This window comes from Pseudoalteromonas sp. SMS1 (genome assembly GCF_021530565.1).
Taxonomy (GTDB): Bacteria; Pseudomonadota; Gammaproteobacteria; order Enterobacterales; family Alteromonadaceae; genus Pseudoalteromonas.
The window spans coordinates 31,043-54,368 of record NZ_JAKGBI010000008.1 but is presented as its reverse complement, the minus strand read 5'-3'; the positions used below and the strand labels follow the sequence as shown (position 1 = coordinate 54,368).

Genomic DNA, 23,326 nt, shown 5'->3' with positions numbered 1-23,326 from the left:
CATTTACAATCAACTTGCCTTACCTGTATTCATTTACCCCGCAATTTATCAACGTATTCTAAGGGAGTACGTATTACTTTCTGTTACTTATTATTGAGATAGGAAATATTTGAAAAAAACGTCGGTTATTTTTCACAGTGCCATTTAAGGGGCGTCTTAGCCATACAATTTAATTAACAAGACACATCGGTTGGGACTGATGTGGCGGAGCCGTGGTACAGGCTCTTTGTCTTAAGAGGCGCAGGCTTGCTCGAATGGATTTGTTCCCATTGATTTGCCATTCGATAGGTTTTTCAGTTAGCCGGGTCTTGCGCCTCATTTACCCAAATTCTTGCCGTACTGGCTCATTAGAATGTAATTATCAACGTAAGGAAATATTATGCCTCAATATAAAACCCCAGACGTCTATGTCCAAGAGAAATCAACATTGCCTCCTTCAGTGGCAGAAGTTGCAACCGCCATTCCGGCTTTCATTGGTTACACGACCAAACTAAACGAAGAAGGTAATGCACCAGCATACTTGAATACACCTGTTCGCATTACGAGCATGGTTGAGTTTGAAGCCGTATTTGGTGGCGCTTACCAAGAAAGCTTTACGCTTAAGCCTAAGTCAGCAGGTGGTTTTGCTGTGATGTCTGGTGCTAACGAGCTCGAAGATGCAAAATATTTCTTGCATCAATCTGTAAGCCATTATTTTGCGAATGGTGGCGGTGCTTGTTATATCGTGAGCATTGGTAAAGCTGGTGACATGTTGTCTGCTGACGGCTTTACTAAGGCAATTGATTTACTCAATAAAGTTGACGAAGTAACGCTAATCTCTAGCCCAGAGTCAATTGGCTTGAGTACAACAAAACATTACGAAGTACAAAATAAAGCATTGGTACATGCTGAAAAGAGAATGGACCGATTTGCACTTGTCGATGTTCAAATGCAAGCCGATGCCGATAGCATCGACCCTATCTCTGAAGATGCCGTCGCACTGCGTGCAGGTGCAACACTGGGTCTTAAGTATGGCGCGGCATACTATCCGTATCTAACTACGACGATTGCACGTGCTTACGATGCAACTAAAGTTGTTGTGAGCACACCGCTTACTGCACAAGTCTGGTGGCCAAAGGATCCATCCCACAAACTGGTTTGCCTAAACGCAGGTAGTTGGACTGAGATCGGACAAGACTATTTACTGCCCAATGAAGACAATTCAGATGACATCACATCAGCTGAATACAACCCTGCAGGCAAACGTTACTTAGTTCCTGAGACTGTTTTTGCAACAGATGATACAAACTACTACCGCTTAACAGATGGGGTAGAAGTGAAACTTGAAGACGGCGAGATCGTTGAAACTGGCGGTACACCGCTGGTTATCGAAAATGAATTTGCCCTCACACCTGTGATGTTACCATCGCTTCAACTCGCAGCAATTGGTGACCCTGCTTACCCATTCTCATCTGCAGATGTTTACAACCAAGTTAAAGCAGAACTTGGTAAAAACTATCTTGACCTACCGCCGTCACCTGCTATCGCTGGTGTCATGGCTAAAACTGACAAAGACCGCGGAGTATGGAAGGCACCAGCCAATGCTGCGCTTGCTCAAGTCCTGACGCCTAAATTGACCATCGACAATGCCGATCAAGAAGGGCTGAACGTTGACGCAACCTCAGGTAAATCAATTAACGCTATTCGTACATTTGTTGGCAAAGGCACATTAGTTTGGGGTGCGCGTACGCTTGCGGGTAACGATAACGAGTGGCGCTATGTTTCTGTGCGTCGTTTATTCAACATGGTCGAAGAATCGGTTCAAAAAGCCACACATTTCGCAGTTTTTGAGCCAAACACACCGTTCACATGGTTAAAGCTTAAAACCATGATTGAGAGTTATCTAGAGAGCCTATGGCGTTCAGGTGCATTCTTTGGTGAAACACCAGAGCAGGCGTTTTTCGTTAATGTTGGTCTAGGTCAGACAATGACTGAAGATGACATTAATAATGGCCTAATGAACATTGAAATCGGTCTTGCAGCAGTTCGTCCTGCTGAGTTCATCGTACTGACTTTCTCTCACAAAAGCTTAGAAGGCTAAGCCGTAGCTTTTGGTTCTTAGCGAAACACAACGTCTATTTGGCCAAATTTAAGTGCCAAGTAGACCCCTTTTTTTCACTACAGCATAGCTGTAATTAAAGTATTTTTTTGGAGTTATTATATGGCTACTACTAAAGCAGATATCGCAGCAGAATATCCAATTCCGGTCTATCGATTTGTTGTCAGTTTTGGCGAAGAGAGCATCCCTTTTTCTGAAGTTTCAGGCTTAGACATCGGTGTTGAAACGATTACATATAAAGATGGCTATGGTAAGAAGCACATGCCTGGGCAACCAACTGATGTGAACATTACATTGAAACGTGGCTTAGTGAAGCAGAAGAGCCAATTCTATGATTGGATTTCGTCAATTAGTCTAAACCTAGTTGATAAAAAGGACATCACGATTTCATTGACGAATGAAGATCGTTCACAGCCTCTTGTTACATGGAAAGTAATTAATGCATTTCCTAAGAAGTTGACAGCGCCAAGCATCAATGGTGGCTCAAATGAGGCAAGTGTTGAGTCATTAGAAATGATGGCAGATGACATCAAGATTGAGTTCCACTAATTTTATTCTCTTTTATGGGGCACGAAAGTGCCCATTTAGGTGTGAAATATGTTTCAAGATCCTAGAACGCCGATGGTTGGGTATCGCTTTCTTGTTAGCATTGTGACTGCTGGTATTCCCAATCCCGTTGATATCCTTTTTAAAGAAGTCAGTGGACTGAAAATGGCTAGGAGCATCGAGTACACAAATAACCGAGTAAGTGTTGCAAATTCAAAACAGGCTAGGGCCCTGACGTTAAAAAGAGGGCTGTTTCAAGGAGGAAGCTTGCTGATGCTACAAAACTTGGTTGCAGGAGATGCATGGAGTACCTATTTGGTTAAGAACGATATTTTAGTCACGATATTGGATGACAATTTTTTGCCCGCTCAGGCTTGGTTAGTTCAAAACGCATTTTTAGAGAGCTGGGAGTGGGAAGGAATTGATGCAAGCCGAAATGACGTATTAATTGAGTCATTAAGTTTTAGTTATCGTGAATTAGTTTCAGTGCCAGTACCGGGCTTACCTTCGTAATAAGGAGTAAGCAATCTATGGAAATAAAGTGTAATCAAGTTCATGTAAAAGCGCGTATTCGAGCAAATCAAGCGAATGAGCCGACTGATGATAATGCCTCCGAGCCTTCTCTGCAAACGCCAGCACCGGAGCAACATAGTAATTCGCTTGGCCGCTACGAAATTCAGGCGCTGCTTTGTCAATTGGAAGCGGATTTAAAGCGTCATATAGAGTTTAGATTTGCAAAATTTGGTAAAGAAAAAAGGCCCTGACGATGAGTAAATCAAGCGGTATTAATGCAAGTGGGTTACCCCTTTGCAAAGTAACATTTTATAAGAAAATCGAACGTGGTGATGGTAATAAACTTGGGGAGCTGACGCTCCCTTATGATCCAAAATCACTAAATGTGACTCACCAAAATCATCTTGTGGAATCCAAAATTATTGGTTCTGAAAGTGGTGCGGCCCGCTACCAAAAATCGCCAACCTCTATGCTGACAATTAAGTTTTTACTCGACGATACTATCATAGAAACGCCTGGCCAACTTGGTATGGCAGAAACGGGTGAAACGGAGACAGAAGATAGCATACAGCAGCTATTAAAGTATGGCTTGGCGGTACAGGGGGAAACGCATTTACCAGCATTTGTAACCATAATGCCACTGAATATGGTTTTAAATCATGGCGCTGATGGTGGGTTTCATGGGATGTTGAACGACATTCATGTGATTAGCGAGTTGGTAAACGGCAAAGGTAACCGAGTCAAAGCACAGGTTATTTGTCATGTATCAGAATGCCTATCAAACAAAGAAATTAAACTGAGAACGGGTAAAAGCTCACCAGATTTAACCCATGTATTTCAGCATAAAGCAGGTGATAGTATCATTGGTCAAGTCGCATCAATTTACGGTGAGCCTGGCTATGTGCACCAAGTTGCGAGCGTAAATAAGTTGGCTTCAATTCGTAGTGCAGATGTTGGGACTGATATTATTTACCCACCATTGGAGCGCTGATATGGACATACGTTACACCATTTTAGTCGATGGCAATGAGAAGAAACTGGAAATAGGGGTAAAGGAAATTGTTTCGCATCGCGGTGTGAACCAGATCCCCGAGCTGTCGATTATATTTGAAGACGGTGATATGGCGGAAGAGAAATACGAATTATCCCTGTCAAGTGACTTTCCTCCAGGCAAAACAATTGAAGTAAAAGCGGGGATAGGGGATGCGGCGCAAGTAACCGTTTTTTCGGGGGTGATCACTGGCGGTAAAATAGGCTATTGTTGCACCCCATTTGTTGAAGTGACTGCCAAGGGAGAGGCGAACAAGCTCTGTCAATCACGCGTAAGCAAGTTGTATAAGCCTGATTCTACTGACACAGATATCCTCAACGATTTGCTCAAGCCGTGTGCCGGAAAAAAGACGGTCGCGGATAGCAAAATCAAACATTATCAATATCTCATGGTTGAGAAAAAGCCTTGGGAAGTCATGATGAATCGAATTCTAACGAATGGATTTGTTTTTTACGAAGAAGATGGTGGCATCCACATTGTAGACTTAACTAAGCATAAGCCAGCTGCCACAGAATTTAATGTCGCCATGGATGGATGCACTGAATTTGAACTGTGTTTAGATAATAGTTCTTATGCAAAAAAAGTCGAGCATAGTGCGTGGGACATTAAAACACAAGCTTTGTTAAGCGAGAATCATGACTCTGGAGAGAAAAAGGATGGTGCAACCCAAGACATCATGATCAAGTCGCAAGCGCCAATCGACAAAATAGAATTGGCTGCCAAAGCAAAGGCCGAACAAACATACCGGTTATGGGATACGCAACAAGGCCGAATCCAAGTCGATATGTCTGTCGCTGAATCACTGCATAAGCTTAAATTGCTTGAGGCCATAACGGTATCTGGTGCGGGAGAGGCCAATAAAGCTGACTATATGGTTAGTGAAATTCATCATCATTTATCCAATCAGGGCTGGTTTTGTGAATTTACTTTGGGCTTGTCACTTGTAAATAGCGGTTGGTCACAATGGCAAGCGTTAGCACCGACGCCGTTGGTTATTGGCAAGGTCGCACCATTTAAAGAAGACAAAGAAAAGCTGCATCGCATCCCACTGACACTTCACACGCTGACAACAGAGCCCATCTGGGCGAGGCTATTGACGCCTTACGTTGGCCCAGAAGAGGGGCTGTTCCTACCACCGGATCAAGACACTGAGGTCATTGTTGACTTTATCGGTGGGGATGCACGATTCCCTGTCATTGTTGGCGCGGTTCATAACCCAGTCGCGAAGCCTCCTTTGGGTGGATATAAAAAAGAATACGATGTGCGAGGGCTGGTGTTTAAAGAGCAGGCAATGGGTTTGAAATTCACCTTTAAAAAGCCGCATATTATTATGGAAGGCAGTAAAGAGCACTCCATTTCACTGGGTGAAAGCTCTGGTTATAGCTTGTCGCAAAAGGACAAAGCGGGTATGACTGCAAAAACAGATGTTGTGATTAAAACACCGGATGACAGCCAAATTAAAATGGACAAATCCATCACCATAGAAAGTAAAAAGGTGGCAGTTGTGACAGACAAAATGGAAATTGGATAATGAGGAGTTAAAAATGGATCAATCAATTCTGGGGCAAGGCTGGGGTTTTCCGCCTCAATTCGCAAGCCCTGATTCTGGGCCTGACATGGCACAAGGAGAAGCGCTAGTAAAACAAGCGATTTCGATTGCTTTGAATACACTAAAAGGTGAGCGACCTTTTTGGTCTGAACTCGGTTCAGGGCTCTCAAATTTTGTCTTTGAAGATGCGAGTGAATCGGCACTTGTGACGCTTAAACAAGAAATATCGGCAGTGCTTTTGAATCACGAACCGAGGATCATATTAGAAGCTATTTCGTTTGACCCACAGGCGCTCTACGAAGGGGTACTGCTCATCGAGCTGACATATCTAATCCGTAAAACAAATAGCCGAAGCAATATGGTTTATCCCTTCTATTTGTCTGAGCAGTCAGTTTAAAAATCACTACTTTCTGGCATTAAGCGACACGCTTCACTTTTATCTTTACACCACCGCAATAGTACGAGCGCCTTAACTGGTGGCAAATTATGCATGCTTCATGCTGCTGGGCACGTTTTTGTGTTCGTTATCGAATTAATAAGGTAATCACATGACTTCTAAGTTTCGTAGTCTTTCACAAGTTACCCATTATCAAACAGGACTGAGCCAAACTGGACGTAAAATACCAGAGCTCTCTAGTGGGTTTTACAAAATTGAGCCACGCTCAATTGAGCAATGGTTAAGCTACCTCAGCAAGGTTGCCAATCATACACATTTTATAGGGACCGACTCATGGCGTCCCGTCCAAACTTGGTACAAAGTACTACCAGATGCTGAGAAATTCGCGGCACTGAGCGAATTGGTTTTAGTCGGTAAAGCGGATGACATAGTAGATAAAATAGCGTCGCGACCAGATTTAGCGCTATTGCTGACTTTTATTGACTTACTTGCCTATACACAAACTCAATTTAATGATTTTATTGAACGTCATCTAAACCATTACTACCAGTCTGTTTTGGGTTTTGCGCCTCTGGCTGCTGAACCTGATTCTGCGCACGTGCTTATTAGTTTAAATGACGTGGAATCAATGACCCTACAGCCAGGTACTGAATTTGATGGGGGGAAAGACGATGATGGCAATGATCTCACCTACTTTTCTGCTGAACCATGTGCAATAAACCGTGCTGTTGTAGACAATGTTACCACTGTGAACAAACTTAAAATAAACGCAGGACTAGATATTCGTCGTCATGTACTCAGTGATACAGCACAAGGTATTGAACTTGAATCAAGTGCAATGACATTTGGTAGCCAGCAGCAATCAGACTCTGATACCGAAGTTGAAATAGGGTTTAAGGTTGCTTCTCAAGACTTATTTTTGTCAAGTGGCAAGCGTGTTATCTCATTACGTTTCTCAAGTGATGAGTTTGGTGAAAGTCCGCTTGATCTGAGTGCCTGGCCTGACAGCTTTGATGTATGGGTGAGTACGGAGGACGGCCCGGTCCTTTTATCCGCTGAGCAAGTTTCCCTCAATGCGGAAAGCAGTGAAATCATCATTAATATAGATGAATTGTTTGCGCCAATTACGCCAATTGCTGACGTGTTTATTGGTCAAGAAAAGGTGCTGCCATACTTGGCCTTTGTACTTAAAAAGTCTAAATATCAGTCTTTATACGGTATTGATTTAGCCAAGCGTGACAAATTGCTTGAAGTACTCACGCTAAACGAAGTACAAGAAGTACGATTGAGTACCTTAGTCATTGGTGCGAATGGTCTAATTGGCAACAATGGAAGCGGCTTCTTAGACTTATCTAAACCATTTGAGCCTTTTGGCTTTGCACCCCAGCTAGCCGAAAAGTTCGAATTTACGCACCCGGAGTTACTTTGTAAACGAATTTCCAGAGCCAGTATGGAGCTGAATTGGGTAGGGCGACCGGATGATTTTGATGCGTATTATAAAACCTATCTAAACTACCAAAATGTGATTACGCCAGTAGAAGGCAAAACAGAGCGAGCGCAGTCGCTGACTTGGCCGACAAATCAGGTTTTAATCTCACAATCGGATGAAACCTATCACAGTCTCAATCACAAAATAAAGGCTGATTTATTTTACAATGATAACCTTTGGGATATGGCATCTGGTCAGGGAGTGAAAGGAAGTGCTTCACAAAGTACGAGTTTGCCTAGCAATGAGAATAATATCTCAACTAACCGGTTGGCTTTTACCTTTGAGGATGACAACGGCGCAAGAGACTATCTTAGCTTGCCGTTTAATCTGACACAGGCGAAGGAATGGCCAAAATGGTACACATTTGAACTGTCAAACCAAGACTTTGGTCACCCTTATTATTTGAAAGTGGCTGAATACTATGCGTATCAAAATAGTATAAACCTGACTAAATGGGATCCGGCCAATGGTGACTTCATACCCACTCAGGTGCCTGAGCCATACACACCTCTGTTAGATTCGGTCAAGCTAAATTATCACAGCGAGAGCATTTCTCGTGCTCAAAGGGATGCCATTGGCAACGCTATTTGGATTGAACATATTTCTCCAATTGGTAGGCAGCTACAGTTGCTCGAGGGGCAAAATAGTCTGCACCTACTGCCGCAAATTGAGGATTTAGGCTATTTATATATTGCATTGGGCGCAATGACGACACCAGGTCAGTGCAGTGTATTATTTCAATTAGAGGCAGTAGATGGCTACAACTTTGTAGAGCAACCTGACTTTAAATGGGAATACTACAACCAAGGAAAATGGCATCATTTCAGTCGCGAAGACTCACAGGGTACTGGCGGAGAAGGGCGTATACTCCAAGACAATACCTATGATTTACTAGACTCGGGCATAATTATTTTCTCATTACCTGCGTTTGATGAGACCGATCAATTTAACCATGATGGTAAAGTGTGGATCCGGGCGGCAATTGACAGCAGCGTACTCTCAAGTGATTATTCGCATCCAATTTACTCGAGGTTGAAAGGGGTCTTTTCACAGGCAGTAAAAGTGACCTTGGGATCTACTGGACATCCAGAGTCGCATTACTTGAAACCGCTCCCGGCAGAGAGCATTAGTTCGTTGGTCATCACCGATCCCTCCATTGCTACCGTAGAACAGCCTTTCGATAGCTTTGGTGCGAGAGTGACAGAAGACGATAGTCGACTTTACCAGCGTGTCAGTGAACGCTTAAGACACCGCGATAGGTTATTGACTGGGTGGGACTTTGAGCATCATACGCTGCAAACATTCCCAGAGTTACACACTGCTCGCGCTTATAAAACGAGTGATGGTGTGAACATGATGGTGATCCCTCTAAACCATGACTCTGAGTTACTGCAGCCGAAAGTCCCGCGGTATTTGATGCGACAGATTCAAGACGAAGTCGAGCTACGCTCGGTACCGAATCTCGACATTACTGTGGTCGATCCAATTTACGTGGAAGTTCAGCTGGAAATCATTATCCAAATAGATCCTCGATTTGATATTCAAACGACGGTAGTTGAGCTCAATGACCTCATTGTGGATACCTTAACGCCCTGGAATAAAAGTGACGAGCAATTATCACACACTATCTATCTGGCGGATGTTGCTCAAGCGCTGGAAATGCACCAAGCAGTGAAAATGGTGCAAGTTATCCGCGGTAAGCGCCTTGATGACAATATTCGCCAATATGCGCAAGTTTCGCCTAAATCCATGGATGAGATCTTAGTCCCTAGCCGAAATCACAAAATATCATTGACCAATGTCGCTGGTGATGTTTTTGAAGGCATTGGTAAATGGAAGATCCAACATAACTTCGTGGTGCAGTAAGCGCACCGCTTTTTCTCAGTTTCTAAACATCTTCATCTGCGTTCACAGATTTGAACGCAGGCCGTCTACTCAAATATTGACTTAACTCCCAGAGGAAAAACATGGAACCCAATGCACTGAAAATTGCTTCAGATGCTTTGCTACACCCCGGGCAAGACCTAAATGGGTTACGCCAGCAAGGGATACAGCAACTGCAAAAGTTGGCACCTGAAACTTGGAGTGATCACAACGTTTTTGACCCAGGCATTACATTGCTAGAAGTACTTGCATATGTATTGTCAGATTTAAGCTACAAATTAAGTCACCCAGTTGCTGATCTACTTGAAGTGGACCCACAAACGGACTGCGCACCAAATCAGTTTTTAACGTCTGATGAGGTCATGTTCAGTCACTGCGTGACGCTGGCAGACTATCGTCGTTTGTTTTTAGATATCCCGATTATTAAAAACTTAGACATACAAACGAGCGATAAGACAACCAATGGTGAAACCTGTTTCGATTTAATTGTACAGTTATATCATCGCGAACCTGAGCTTATGAGCGAAGTTCAAAATCGCATTCACCAGGTGTTCGCCCAGGCGAGATGCGTCACGCACCAACTTGGTGAGATTGCTTTTTACAATCCGGCCGACGTCCATTTGGGAATGAAAATGGTGCTGGAGAAAACGGATAGCGTCGTTGACGCGTTGACTGATATTTTAGCGAAGGTCGCACTAGAGATCTCGCCAAATGTGAAGCGTTACAGTGCAAGCGAACTGTTTGAAAGGGGGTTATACGTTCAAGATGTATATCAAGGGCCACCACTCAACAATGGGTATATTCTAGACAGCGATCTCGAAAATACGCCTATTAAGAAATACATTTATAGCTCAGATATTTTAGATGTTTTACGCCAACATCAAAATATCAAGCAAATTGAAGAGTTTAGATTTATTACTGAAGGCGGTGCCCAACCAGGCTATGAATATTGGCAAGTAGAGGTCGCGGATTTAAACCCTGAACAGGCTAATTTAGCCCCACAGCTTGGCTTTTTAAGTGACGCTTTCTTTGATGGCCTGTCTATCGTGATTGAGGGGCAAGCATATCCTTTAAGTGAGCAAGAAATCTCACAAATTAAAGCCAATCTCAGTACCGAGCTGAGCGCACAATTCACGTCGAAAGCACAGAGTTTTACTCAAAGCCAAGGCGAATATATGCGCCTGAGCTATTACGCATCATTGCAACACGAGTTACCGAAATCGTATGCAGTGACAGAACAGATGTTGAACCGTGAAATTGATTCGGCGCAAAAAGCCCAGTTAATGCAGTTTAAAGGTTACTTACATTTATTTGATCAATTACTTGCAGATCAACACAAGCAAATAGATATTCTGCCACATGTGTTGGCGCTGCCACAGCAACAAAGTTTTGAGTTTTTGGCTCGAGTGCTAGATTCCATGTTGGCCAGCGAGGCAATTTCGGAGCAAATACTGCACACATTTTGGCAGCAGGTTATTCAGTTACCTCATACACAACTAAGCCAAGCGGTTACAGGGATCAGCGGCATAAATCACTTAGTTAAGCTGGCGATGCCGGATTATCAAGAGCAGGGATTACAGCAGCAGTTGGAAGCCGACTTTTCTATTGCACAGCTGACCCGTTTAAACGACAGCGCAGCACACCTGTTAGCAAGGTTTGCAATCAAATTACCAAATGCCAACCTATTAAAGTATCGCGAAGCATTTGACTTTTATGTCAGTGCGTTATGCCAATGCAAATACGATCCAAATCCCGAAGAAAACTTGCTGACTCGTATCGTCTTATTGCGACAGTATGTAGACAAATGCAGGCTTTTAAATGAAATAGGGGGGTTAGGGCATAATCGGTGTCGCGGTTTTAACTACTTGTCAAAGTGTCCTAAAACGGCACAGCTATCTAGTTTATCGCAACTTGTAATGCGTAATTTAGGATTCTCTCACCAAGGGCAAATGCCACTGGCTACTCACAATCGTGAAAGCTTTTACTTGCTAGAGGGAGACCTTATCAGTGATCAGCGAAGCGAAACCCTCTTTTTTGTGTTGCCAAACTGGACGACGAGACTGAATAACGACAACTTCCAAAGTTTAGTTGAAAGCCAGATTGCACAGCATGTGCCTTTACATATGACAGTGCACTGTGTGTGGTTGCAGCGTGAGCAAATGAGCTTGTTCGAGCGTTTGTATTATGGCTGGTTGAATTTTTATGGTCAGGCGCAAAGAGAGCGCTTTACAGCGAGTCAGGCGCACATTGCGAATGTGTCCGAGGACATAGGTAAGTTATTGGATTCCCTGTTACTTGATTCGGGTATGATGATAGAGCTTATTATCGAGTATGTATTAGGTAAACCACAGGGGGGAGAAGTCCTTGAAAAGTACCTAATCCAAATACTGCAAGGCTATGCATCTGCACCGCTTCCAGATGATTTAGCGGTGAGAGGTGATTCATACCAAGCCATCATGAATCGGCTTGCTGAGGTGATTACAACCTACGCTGATTTGTACCCGCAAGGCTTTAATGCACAACAAGTGATTTACTTAGCGACGCAATTATGTATAGACCACATATGCACGCCCAACGCGTTTACAGCGCCAAATAGTAATACCCGATTCACCGTCGGTTATTCACCGCTGGCTTATCTCAAGCCGATTTTACCGGTGTCTTTTTCTCAAATTAACTCAAATACAGCGGTAGTTTCGAAATTTATCGTAGCTACTAGCGTGCCAAATCGAATAGATCCTGAAGGAAACGAAGAATGAACAAAGTCAGTGACCAAGAAATTGTAGCCGAGTGCGATACGGCGTCTGTGATTACCAAAAATAGCCGGGCTGAATTAATTGACAAATTTGACGACCTTAAAACACCAACGGGCGATGATTTTGAATCCCTGATCCGTTCTGGGTTTAATCAAATTGATGATCCGATTGCAGTTGTACAAAATGGTGAAGCACAAGAAATTGCTGTCACGTCAGCGTTATCGGTTAGCCCTGATGGAGAAACCGAGCAGTTTAAGGTCGACAGTGATGCAGTAACCATTGAAAACCGGCTACATGTTTCACCGGATGGCGGCGAAACAAATGCTTTGCACGTCAACGCAGATACTTTGACGATATACGACAAAGTTAAAGTCGATAGCGAAAGCAATGACCTATTACAAGTCAGTGGCAATGTAAAATCAACGGGTGAAATAAAATCACAAACGGCCAGTGTCAGCGAGCAAGTTACAGCAGGCGCATTAAGTGTTAGAAAAGGGGCTGTAAAAGCGTTGGAAGCAGGCCTAGATGGCGACAATCAACCATATGTTTCTGCACAAGGTACGTTGACTGCACATGAGTCTGTGATCGCTGAAAAAGATATTCAGTCAGCCTCTTTAAGCGTGTCTGGTGAAGCAGAGCTTGGCGGAGACACAACCGCACACATGCTGACAGTGGCGGAAAAAACCATGTTACAGGGTGAACTGTTCGCTGCGAAACCGTCTATTTTTGAGTCACACGTTGAGGTCGCTAAGCTGGGAGTTGGCCTAGATGAACAAAGTACAGGTGCTAAGTTGCACATCGGTAAACGCTCAACAGATACCAGCGATTTACTGCGTGTCGACGACTTAAACCAAGATGCAACGCCATTTATTATCAACCCCGAGGGACGTGTAGGGGTTGGAACTGCCACACCAGATGAAAGCTTCCATGTTACAAAAAATGTACTGGTGGGAAAAAATAAAGAAAATGCACATATACTGCTCAGTGGCGAAGGCAATGGTCTCTTTAAGGGCCACGTAGAGATTGAGCAGTCGCTAGATGTGAATGGGAATGCATCATTTGGTGCGAATGCACATGTCGAAGCTGCTTTGTCAGTTGGAACTCAATCGCCAAATGCAAAACTTGATGTACAAAGTAACCAAGGGGACATATTAAACCTCGGTAATACGAATGACACATTAATTAAAGTGACTAACACGCCGCTCGTTGGAGAACAGCCTGTAAATATCTTGGCAGATACCCTGGTGTCTGAAAATTTACAGGTCGGCGAAAGCATCCGTGCCAAACATGCCCAAATTGATATGACACTCCATGCCGGTGCGAGTGATCTAGATAAACTCGACGTAGCACAAGACGCCACAGTGCAGGGGCAAACACGTACTCGCCAATTACAAGTTAGTGAGCAGCCCAATATGCCCGTGCAAAGTGATGCGGGCGCATTGATCAATACTACATTGGATGTTCGGGCCCATGCGGACTTTACGTCAATTTATGCAAAAAGTAATATTGAGTCCGATACGCAAGTTATTTCGCCAGAAGCAGTTGTGAAACAGGCGCTAACTGTCGGTGAAAGTAGCATTTCTGACGAAGCGACGCTCACTGTCAAAGCTACGGTTGCCGATGAGCCCGCATTGCTTGTGAAAAATAAAGAGGGTGAACACCTTGTCCGTGTTAAGCAAGGCCAAGCGGTTATGGGGAGTGCGCAGCAGTCTATTTCACTAGATGTAAAAGGCGATGTGAATACGCCACTACTTGCGGTAACAGAGCACGCTAAAGTCAATAAGGCTAATTTTAGCGAGCATATTGTGATTGCCAAAGACAGCTTACAGAGCGATTGGATTGCCAACGCAAAATTGTCTGTTTTAGCACACAACGAACAATCGCAGAGTGTGGATGTGAGCTACTTCGATGGCCTGAACACAACGTCGCTCATCCATGCTAAAGCAAAAAATATTGGTTTATTTCAGCCTAACCCGCAGGCACAATTGCATGTTGGTGAAGCCGCGCTGTTCGATAAAGATGTGACATCGATGACGGGTGTCTATGTCTTGGATGAACGCAGTGAAAATGGTGGGTTTAGTGCTACGCTTGCACACACACAAGTGGGGTCGTCGCAAAAGTCGGCCGATCTCAGTGTGTTTGGCAACACCCATTTAATCGGTGAATTCTCCATTATTGACAATGAGCACACCGCAGTCAATTTCTCTTCAAGCCAGTTTAAACTGATACAAGATACCAATAAACCGATTTTCACAGTGGCGAATAGAGCGGGTGATGCTGAAATCATTGCTGCACCAGGTCAGTTGGCGATTAATCAAACGCTTCCTAGCGAAGGTACAAATCTTGCTGTGACAGGCCGTGCAGAGGTGGCTGGTCAACTGAATGTTAGCCACAATGGTGAGGCATTGACCGTCGATGGTCAAACCATGCTGAAAGGTCATGCAAAGCTTAAAGATGGCTTAGCTGTTAGTGTCACCAACAATACAGGGGACGTGCAAAGAGCGGCGCTACAGGTTTCAGGTGAATCTCATTTAGATGGCGAATTACATGTCACTCAACAAGCCACGCTTGATCACGACTTACTGGTGCGTGGTAATGCGGCAGTGAGTTCTAACTTGGAAGTGGCGCGCTCGACAATTATTGGCGAAGATTTAAATGTTCACGGAGAGCATTTTGCAACAGGTAGCGTCGTAATCCAAGGTACTCAGGGCCGAGACGCGTTGACCGTTGATAACAATGTGAGCTTTAGAGCAGACTTAGATGTCGCGGGCAACTTATCTCTGGTTCCATATCAAGCGAGTGCGCGACTCCATATTAGTGAAAAAGATCAGCATGCAATACGCATAGATGACCCTGCGGGCAATGTACAAATGGTTGTAAGTCGAGGCTATTTAGGTCTTGGTATGGAACGGCCTGAGTTTATGCTTGATGTCGCTGAAGATGCGCGTTTCAGAAAAGACCTCGCGATTCAGGGACGCCTAGAGATCGATGACAGTTTGCACGTCAATGAGTATGCGAGCTTTAGAAGCAACGTCAATGTTTATGGCACGTCAGAACTATTGGGTGAAACCCGTATTGGTGTTGCAATGCATGCGTCTGACGAAGACGAAATCAAGTTGCTGCGCAGTGCACAGCTGAGTCTAGAGCAAAACCACTTTGAACACGCTTTTGCGGTGTATCACAAAGGGGCTAACCCAATCGTGTTTCAAGATGGCCGAGTTGGTATTCGTACCGACAGGCCAGAAGCTGAACTTGACATTATTGGTGATGTTAAAGTGGAAGGCGACATTGAACTCAATGGGGTGTTACGTGGCACGGGTCAACTTGAATGTTTAGATGGCGCTAAAATTTTAGGCGATGTAGAGCTTCGCTCTGATTTGACGGTGTACGATGATGCGCTCTTTAAAGACACCGTCACCATTGAAGGCCAAACGACCATTGAGCGTAAGCTAACACTCGAAAGTGACGCGGTATTTGCGAAAAACTTAAGCCTTGGTGATGAACTGACGGTGCATGGAAATGCCTATTTTAAAGAGGCAGTACATTTAGACAAAGACGCAACAATTCGCGGCAGCTTAACCGTTGAGGGACTAGATCCGCAAGCCAAGGTTGAACTTAAGCCAGCAGTTAACATGTTGAATACATTGTCTGTCCAAGGTACGGCGAAATTCGCAGATATGTTGAGAGTGCCAAAAGTTGATGTTCAGCATAAAATGAACATCGGTGATGCGCATACTGATATTGCTATGTTAGCAGTGAACACAAGTGAAGGCGAAAATGCACTTGATGTTGGGGTGCGCGGTAACTCTGAATTGGTGCTGGATGGCAATGCAAATCTTGGTTTGGGCTGCGTGCAGCCCAAGCATAAGCTGGATGTGCAAGGCGATGTTCGTATTTCAGAGCAACTTAAGGTTGAAGGCGAGCTTATTCTTGAGAACCAACTTCATTTAGACCAAGGTGCACAAATTGTCGGTGATTGCTCAATCCAGGGTGAGCTTTCACCGACAACATTGAAAATGCCTTCAGGTCCTTGTATTGAAGCAACGTCAGCGGACATTGAATTGGGTGGTGAAACGCCATCGGATCATGTCGTTGCGACACAAGCAGCTGTAAAAGCATATGTCGATGAACACGCATGGCGCTTTGGTCGCGGGAAAAAGGTGGTTGCTATTCACAACCAAGATGAGTTCGATGCGATATTTAGCCGAGAGAATTTAAATAATATGACCATTCTCTTGTTCCCGCACAATGGTCATAGACAAGTCAGTCGTGCTTATAAATTGAAAAACTCAGTCCAAGTTGGCTCAAACTTAAGCATTATCGGCTTTAATGAACGTGAGACGCGTATTGTTAAAGCACATGTGGGTTGCCGGTTTATCATTCGCGGTGATCGCGACGCCCCGGTCAAGCATGTTTCAATGCAAGGCTTTACATTTGATGGTGCAATCCATGAAGTGTCTAGAGAAATGAGCATGTATGAAGGCAACGGTGGTGCGTTTAACTTACGTTATGCTGACCAAATTGAGCTCAACTGTGTGATTGAAAATCATTGTGTAAGCGGTGATGGTGGCGCTATTTACGGTGAAGATGTGACAAACCTAGTAGCGAAACACATTCGCAATTGTCGGGCTGGGCGACAAGGTGGTGCGGCCTATGGCCTGCGTTATGCGGTGGTCGAAGCACAACATTGTCAGGCTGAGCGTGGTGGTGCAGTGGCACATTGTGATGAAAGTGAAGTTGTGGCAATCAATAATATTGCGCAATTGCATGGCGGGGGTGCGTATAAGTGTCAAAACTTAATCTGTAAGGGTTTCTGGCGTCGTAATACTGCACAAAAAGGGGAAGGCGACCACATTTATAGTGCAGGGTGCTATCACCTAGAAGAGCAAGAGGAGCACAAAGGAGATTTCCTATGGCATGCGCTATTCCTAGATAGACCAATGAACGATTCTCGCTATTTTTGGCGTAATGACCACGTGTAATTATGAAATTAGCAATCGCGCAAATTGGGGCTGATATAGAAGCCCCTTCATCGCTGATAGAGTCAGGGCAGTACAGTGTGTCTGCCCTAGAATCTCTATTAAAAAAATGGCTTCACCACGCCATCAATCAACTTAAAGTCGACATTTCTGACACAGGGATTTTGGCAGGGAAACAGCTGATCTTAGATGATATTAACATAGAGTTACCTGATATCGATTTGGATGCATTAAATGCAGATCCACAAGGATATTTTGAAAGCGTTTTTAGTCCTGTCATTCGCCGTATTTTTAAGCTTACTATAGAAACTAGGCTACACGCTGAGGGGGTTGTGATGGAGAATGTGGGCGCGCATTCGATACACAGAGCCGAAGAAATCCCTCAACACATATTAGATGGTAAAGTTTTGCAATATGTGAAGGACGCATTCATTCGAAGCTTAACAACCAGTAAATCGGCATTTATAGCGCTAATGAAGTCGGCTGAGTGGCCAGCGATACGAAATGTGTTTATTCGGGCTATGTGTTCTGATGCGACACAGTTAGCGACCTGGATACAGGCGTTAGCTGCACAACAGCAAGCAACGTCTGTCGACGTGCTCAGTAAACTTACAACGCAAAAGCGATTCTCATTCTGGCTTGATTTTGAATCTGTGTTACTTTCAAACCAAAGTAGCTCGAGCAAAATTCAAGAACGGATTTTAGTCCTCTCACAAGCTTATCGTATGTTTTCAGGCAAAAGTGCCAATGACGATGTCTTATTGGACAAAATAGTTGCGGTATTGAAACGCCCAGCATGTGACGTAAAGCTTTTAAAAACTTGGTTTGTGATAAAGTCTTCGTATCCACCAGAGGATAATGATCGACGGACATTAGCACGTGTTGCCAACAGTGCCTTAGCAAAGCCTTCTGCGTCATATGGGTTGCTGCTTACAGAAAGCTGGGGAATGAGCAGTGCCTCAATGGAAGCCTTTATTGATGAATTTGGTGGCTTCGGTGAAGTCGAATTGCCAAACGGGCTATCTTTTGGAGCAGGCATGCAAGGCAATTCAATACCTATTTATCATGAACTCAAAGAGGGGTTCCGATCTTCCTATCGCGCGTTGAAAAAGCTCAGTGCATTACTAAATCATCGTAGTGAAAACCCTGAATTGTCCATATTCGATCGCAAACAATGGGTGTTATTATTTAATTCGTCACAAGCGATAAAAGACTTACCGCAGCCAATCTATCGATTGCTCGTGCAGTTAAAGCAAGCTTTGGTTTGTCCACAGAGTAGAGCCAATAAACAACTGAAAAAAATTGAATACTTGTTAAAGCTAGTGGAACGCGAACACCTTGCAATTAAAAGTTCGCCCGAGCGTTTATTCAATTATGTATATGCAAATAGAATTAGGGCGTTGATGTGCGCTGTTGAAGATGCGCCTAGCGATATTTTAAAACGGCTTCAGAGTCATTGCGCGGCAGTGCGCGTGATGGGTGCGCCTTTACAAAAAAATGTTAATTTAGAGGCGTACAGTGCGTTATTAAATGCACTCAGCTACTGGTTGATAAACAGGAAAAATGCAATAACGATAAGCCAAATTGATGCTGAGTCGACGTCCTATATTTTTGACGATGCCTTAGAAACAAATTCGTTACTCATTTCCCCACCTTTGGCAAGCTATGTACATGACCTAAGCGCATCACCGGAAACACATGCTACGCTGAGTCAGCCTGTAGTACCCCTTATACTTGAACTCCAAGGGCCCGTTTCTCTACTCGTCGCGCGTCAGCAGTCTAAGGATTTTACCCAGGCACAAGTGGCCCAATACCGCTTAATATTGTGTGTCATTAAGCAGCGGCTAGATACAGTGGCTAAGTCGCGTTTGGACATGCAGCTAGTCGGGGCAGATTTGGAGGTACTGAAATTACTAGTACAGAAATACAGCACTGAGCAAATCATACAGACGAATAACGATGACATAGTAAAAACAACAGGACCTGAAGAGAAAATTTCCTGCGACATTGAAAAAGAAATTGAGCGTAATATCAAGCAGTTTTTTGATTCAATATTGTCAGCTGTTGACAGCACATATGTGGCTTTAGAGCAGCACAACATCGCACAAAGCATCGAGTCCAGCCAAAGGAGTGTCGAGCCAAAGCAGCCGATGGACGAGGTGAGTCCAATGGCTGAAAAGGTGAATGTGACGGGCATTGATCGCTTGAAGGAAGTACATTTACTTGAGGTACTTGCTAGGTTACGTGCCTTTATTGCAGAAACGATTCATCAGATGCGCAGTTTAGATTCGAATATGGGTTTAGTGGGTCTATATCAGCTCGTAGAAGAGTGTGCGGTGTGTTGCCTGCGGTGGCGAACGTTATTCACTGCAGATGAAGCGTTACCTATGCTTACGAATATGATTCATGCACTCGACCTCAGTTCAGCGAAGCTACAAAAGCTGCAGAGCAGGATCAAGTCCCTAAACCCTTACTTAGAAGGCATTACACAAAAAACGTCGACTTGGTGGGCTGGATTTTTAGCTGACAATGCCAATGAGGTGGCGTTCTTGAATAAATCAAAGCAGCAAGTTGAGGATGCATATCGGGATAAACGGCGAGTAACATCAGCTATAGCCACCAAACTTAAGGATGGTAGTCATGCGCTTAAAGGGCTCGAGACTGCAGATCTGTTAGAAGACCTTATCAGCATGCAAACGGCGAGTAGTTTTGAGTCAATACAAAAAGCGCTCGTTCAATTTATTGAAAAGCTCGAAGGAGTATTATTGAAACAACATCGTCCTGCTCCTCAGAGTGAACAGCCTCAGTTAGATGCGGCACCTAAGGCGGTGTTGACAGAGAGACGGGTTGCTGGCTCGAACGGTCCAGTTCTGTCACGCAGTGAGGGTGAACTATATGCTCAACCTTTCAATAATGTGGTCCCTGTGTTTGAAAAGACCACTGCACAAGGTCAAACACACTCAAATGATGCAGCTGTTGATAAAACGGCAGTAGATATCCATGTCTTAGAGCACGACTTTGAGCGGCAATACTATGCGAGTGCGCAGCGTATTTTGGATCGTAGTAAGGCGTTGATGGGCAGATTATCAATACAGGTACAAAAACAAAATACTCGAATACAAGAGGCTGGGTTGGAGCAACTCAAATATCAAACAACGCAGGCTTTGAGCAGCGCTAAGCACGCGTATCAGTTTAGTACACAGAAGCTCATTAGTGAGGACGCAGGCATTGTGTTGTTGTGGCCATTTTTTGAAACACTGTTTCGTAAATTGGCGCTACTTTGTGAAGATGAATCAAACCAAACGGTATTTTGTGATGAACAGAGCCAACAAAAAGCACATCAGTTGCTTTGTTATCTGGTTGGTACTGATCCGCTGGCACACGAAACATATGCGATCAATGCATTATTAGGATTGCCTTTAGAACATATGGTCGAACATGAGACCCCACTTAATGACGCTGAACAAACAGAACTTGAACGACTGCTCGACGTTTCTATATCCCGCTGGGAGGCGCTCAAAGGCATGCCAAATAACACATTTATGGAGATGTTTTTACGTCGTAGTGGTGAAGTAAATTTAACGGCCAATGGAGTTAGCATTGTCGTAGAGACTAAACCACAAGATATCTTAATGATGAAACTACCTTGGGGTTTAGGGATTGCACAATTACCATGGCTTGGTAACGACCTTATCAATATCGAGTGGAAATACGGTGTGTAACACACTGTAGAGCTACTCATCAAATATAGCGCATGCCTAAGACTATAGATACCTTGAGCATGCTGTTCTCTTTAAATATTCACTAATTACGTCCACGCGCGTTTTAAAAAAAACAATAATAGCGGATCAAAACAGGACGTTGTTTCATCAACCCAGTAGCGGCAAGGTACTTAGTGGGTTGGCAACCCTTTTTTTTATCCGACCTCAACTAAAAATGGAGAAGTGTATGCCTGTAAACAATTATTCAAACTTACGTGCCCTGATCGAAGAACATCAGGTGCGCCATCAACAATATCAAGTGGCTGAATCAAAAGTTCAATCCTACTTGGATTATAACCGGCACAGCCTTTTACAGCATTTGAATAGCTTGTTTGAGAATAGAGTTCTGCCGCATTTGGAAACCGCAAAAACTTTGCTAATAGAGCAAGGATATACGGCGTCAATTGAAATTGATAAGCAAACACTTTTTGAAGGAGAGTCTGCTATTGAGGTGATTACTCAAGTTACTTTGCTATTTTCAGGTAATCAACAAGAACCAGACATTGGCCTAAATCGGCTTCTCATTTTTACACGGCCAAATCATTCGTTTATCTACTCAAAGTATATTACTGAGCTGGTGACTAGCCAGGTTCAGCCCTTATTTTTTGCTGATGATTATTATTATAAACATCTGCCAGCATCCGAAGTGCATTTTCCTCACTGGCCGTGCCCCCCAAATTTTGAAGAACATAGTGAGTTTAAGTCGATGTTATCCGATTTTTTAAGCTTGGTGTTTTTACAAATAAGAGGGAAGTTAAGTTAAGTTCCATACAAGTTTGAAAGAATTTTTCACAGTTGTCACTGACAAGCGTCAACCCTGTAAGTTGAAAGAGGAGGTGACTCTGTGGCGGATTATCAACAAGCATTCGAATACGCATTCGCACTTGACTTGACAGACTCGAGTGAAATTCAAATTCATTTAAATGACTTACCCCTTTGGAAGATGCTCAAACGTAATGGGTTCTCCCAAGAAGAGCTATATGCGATCTTTAATGGCCTATATGGCCTAGAACTTTGGCGGATTCTTCGTGGCGCGCAAATTTTTGATCAAAAAACGGCGGGCTTATTATTACTTATTGCATCCAAGGGATTGTTACAAGATTTGATAAGAGAACTTCAATACTTTTTGGGACTTGAGCAAAGTACTGAAATGTGTAGCAGCACGGTACAGCATCTTAACAGCATGCCGGCCTGCAAAGTACAGCAGTGGCTGAGTGCGAGCTTGGCATATTATGAGTTAGTGTCGGATCGGCGATCGTTAACACATGAAAAATTTTCTGGTAAAGGTGCTGTAAAGGGTGGAATTGTTCCCAATATAGGTATATTAACAGTGTAATACACCATATTGCTTTAGGGTGTAGTCAGTAAATTGGGGAAAAAAGATGACCAAAAAATTACCGAATGTCGGACAGTTTACATTTGAACAAGAGGGTCACGAAGGTGGACGATATCATAGCCGAGCTTTACACGTTCCGTCGCAATTTTCAGGGTTAACCATAGGGCGAGGTTTTGATTTAAAACATCGAAGTGCAAACGATGTCGTTGATGCACTGCTAATGGCAGGGCTACCCCTAGAGCTTGCTCGAGTGTTATCAAATGCTGCGGGACTGTGCGGTGACGCTGCACAGAAGTTCATTGTTGACCATGGATTAGAAGAATTTGAAGTAAGCCATCAAGAACAAATTAATTTATTCGAACAAACTTATGCGGCCATGACGCACGATGTCAAGCGAATTTGTGAGAAACCAGACTGTGTAGATGCCTATGGTGCAGTGGATTGGGATAACTTACATCCAAAAATTAAAGACATCATTATTGACTTAAGATATCGTGGAGACTACACGCCGACAACGCGTCGTCGCATACAACGGTATGTAGCACAAAACGATATCACTTCATTTAGCAAAGAAATGTCTGACAAAGAGTTATGGCACAAAGTGCCCAGAGAACGTTTTAAACAACGTTTAGCATATTTGACCGAACAGACGTAATTTATTGAAGCTGCACGTGCAGCTTCAATTGTATTCGCGATTGCTAAGTTACTTATATGACTCGCGATTATGGCTCACGACGGTCGAACTGATTTGGTAATCCATAATATGGTTGCAATATCCTGTCGTTTGTAGAACTGGGTCCGAGTTGTTTAGGTAACTTCCGGGGTAATTTTGTCCCTATTTACTTTTTTGTCCCATGGCTGGTGGTTAGGTGAACCTTAATTTCGCGGGCCGCCACATCTAATCGTTTACAGCGAGCTCGATTCGATTCTTAATGTTATCCCAATCAAGATGACCCTCTGACATCGTTTA

14 protein-coding genes are annotated in these 23,326 nt (G+C 43.7%); all 14 read left to right on the top strand.

Features of this window, described 5'->3' with window-relative positions:
• The first annotated feature begins 379 nt into the window (after positions 1-379).
• The 14 genes from L1286_RS11115 to L1286_RS11050 all read left to right on the top strand — a co-directional run bounded on the left by L1286_RS11115 (position 380) and on the right by L1286_RS11050 (position 23,011).
• The gene (locus L1286_RS11115; RefSeq protein ID WP_235407124.1) at positions 380-2,080 is read left to right on the top strand and encodes a phage tail sheath family protein; all 1,701 of its coding nucleotides are present in this window, start codon (positions 380-382) and stop codon (positions 2,078-2,080) included.
• Between the two features lie 120 nt (positions 2,081-2,200).
• Positions 2,201-2,647: a phage tail protein gene (locus L1286_RS11110; RefSeq protein ID WP_039609825.1), complete on the top strand. Its 447-nt coding sequence runs from the start codon at positions 2,201-2,203 to the stop codon at positions 2,645-2,647.
• Positions 2,648-2,695: 48 nt separating this feature from the next.
• Positions 2,696-3,157 (top strand): phage tail protein, encoded by a 462-nt coding sequence (locus tag L1286_RS11105; RefSeq protein WP_235407123.1) that lies wholly within the window; start codon positions 2,696-2,698, stop codon positions 3,155-3,157.
• 17 nt (positions 3,158-3,174) lie between these two features.
• Positions 3,175-3,408 (top strand): hypothetical protein, encoded by a 234-nt coding sequence (locus L1286_RS11100; protein ID WP_235407122.1) that lies wholly within the window; start codon positions 3,175-3,177, stop codon positions 3,406-3,408.
• A gap of 2 nt (positions 3,409-3,410) precedes the next feature.
• On the top strand, positions 3,411-4,148 hold the full coding sequence (locus L1286_RS11095) for a CIS tube protein (protein ID WP_235407121.1): 738 nt from the start codon (positions 3,411-3,413) through the stop codon (positions 4,146-4,148).
• A gap of 1 nt (position 4,149) precedes the next feature.
• Entirely contained in the window at positions 4,150-5,739 is a 1,590-nt protein-coding gene (locus tag L1286_RS11090; protein ID WP_235407120.1) for a phage late control D family protein, read from the top strand.
• A 13-nt stretch (positions 5,740-5,752) separates the two neighbouring features.
• Positions 5,753-6,154, top strand: a complete 402-nt coding sequence (locus tag L1286_RS11085; RefSeq protein WP_235407119.1) for a GPW/gp25 family protein — start codon at positions 5,753-5,755, stop codon at positions 6,152-6,154.
• 151 nt (positions 6,155-6,305) lie between these two features.
• On the top strand, positions 6,306-9,509 hold the full coding sequence (locus L1286_RS11080) for a hypothetical protein (protein ID WP_235407118.1): 3,204 nt from the start codon (positions 6,306-6,308) through the stop codon (positions 9,507-9,509).
• Between the two features lie 101 nt (positions 9,510-9,610).
• On the top strand, positions 9,611-12,283 hold the full coding sequence (locus L1286_RS11075; protein WP_235407117.1) for a hypothetical protein: 2,673 nt from the start codon (positions 9,611-9,613) through the stop codon (positions 12,281-12,283).
• The gene (locus tag L1286_RS11070; protein ID WP_235407115.1) at positions 12,280-17,262 is read left to right on the top strand and encodes a hypothetical protein; all 4,983 of its coding nucleotides are present in this window, start codon (positions 12,280-12,282) and stop codon (positions 17,260-17,262) included. Before L1286_RS11075 ends, L1286_RS11070 begins: the two co-directional genes overlap by 4 nt.
• Positions 17,263-17,264: 2 nt before the next feature.
• The gene (locus L1286_RS11065; protein WP_235407113.1) at positions 17,265-20,981 is read left to right on the top strand and encodes a contractile injection system tape measure protein; all 3,717 of its coding nucleotides are present in this window, start codon (positions 17,265-17,267) and stop codon (positions 20,979-20,981) included.
• Positions 20,982-21,207: 226 nt separating this feature from the next.
• A complete protein-coding gene (locus tag L1286_RS11060; RefSeq protein WP_235407111.1) occupies positions 21,208-21,783 on the top strand; it encodes a hypothetical protein in 576 nt (191 codons plus the stop codon).
• Between the two features lie 81 nt (positions 21,784-21,864).
• The gene (locus L1286_RS11055) at positions 21,865-22,356 is read left to right on the top strand and encodes a hypothetical protein (RefSeq protein ID WP_235407108.1); all 492 of its coding nucleotides are present in this window, start codon (positions 21,865-21,867) and stop codon (positions 22,354-22,356) included.
• A 46-nt stretch (positions 22,357-22,402) separates the two neighbouring features.
• The gene (locus L1286_RS11050) at positions 22,403-23,011 is read left to right on the top strand and encodes a hypothetical protein (protein ID WP_235407106.1); all 609 of its coding nucleotides are present in this window, start codon (positions 22,403-22,405) and stop codon (positions 23,009-23,011) included.
• The last annotated feature ends 315 nt before the right edge of the window (positions 23,012-23,326 follow it).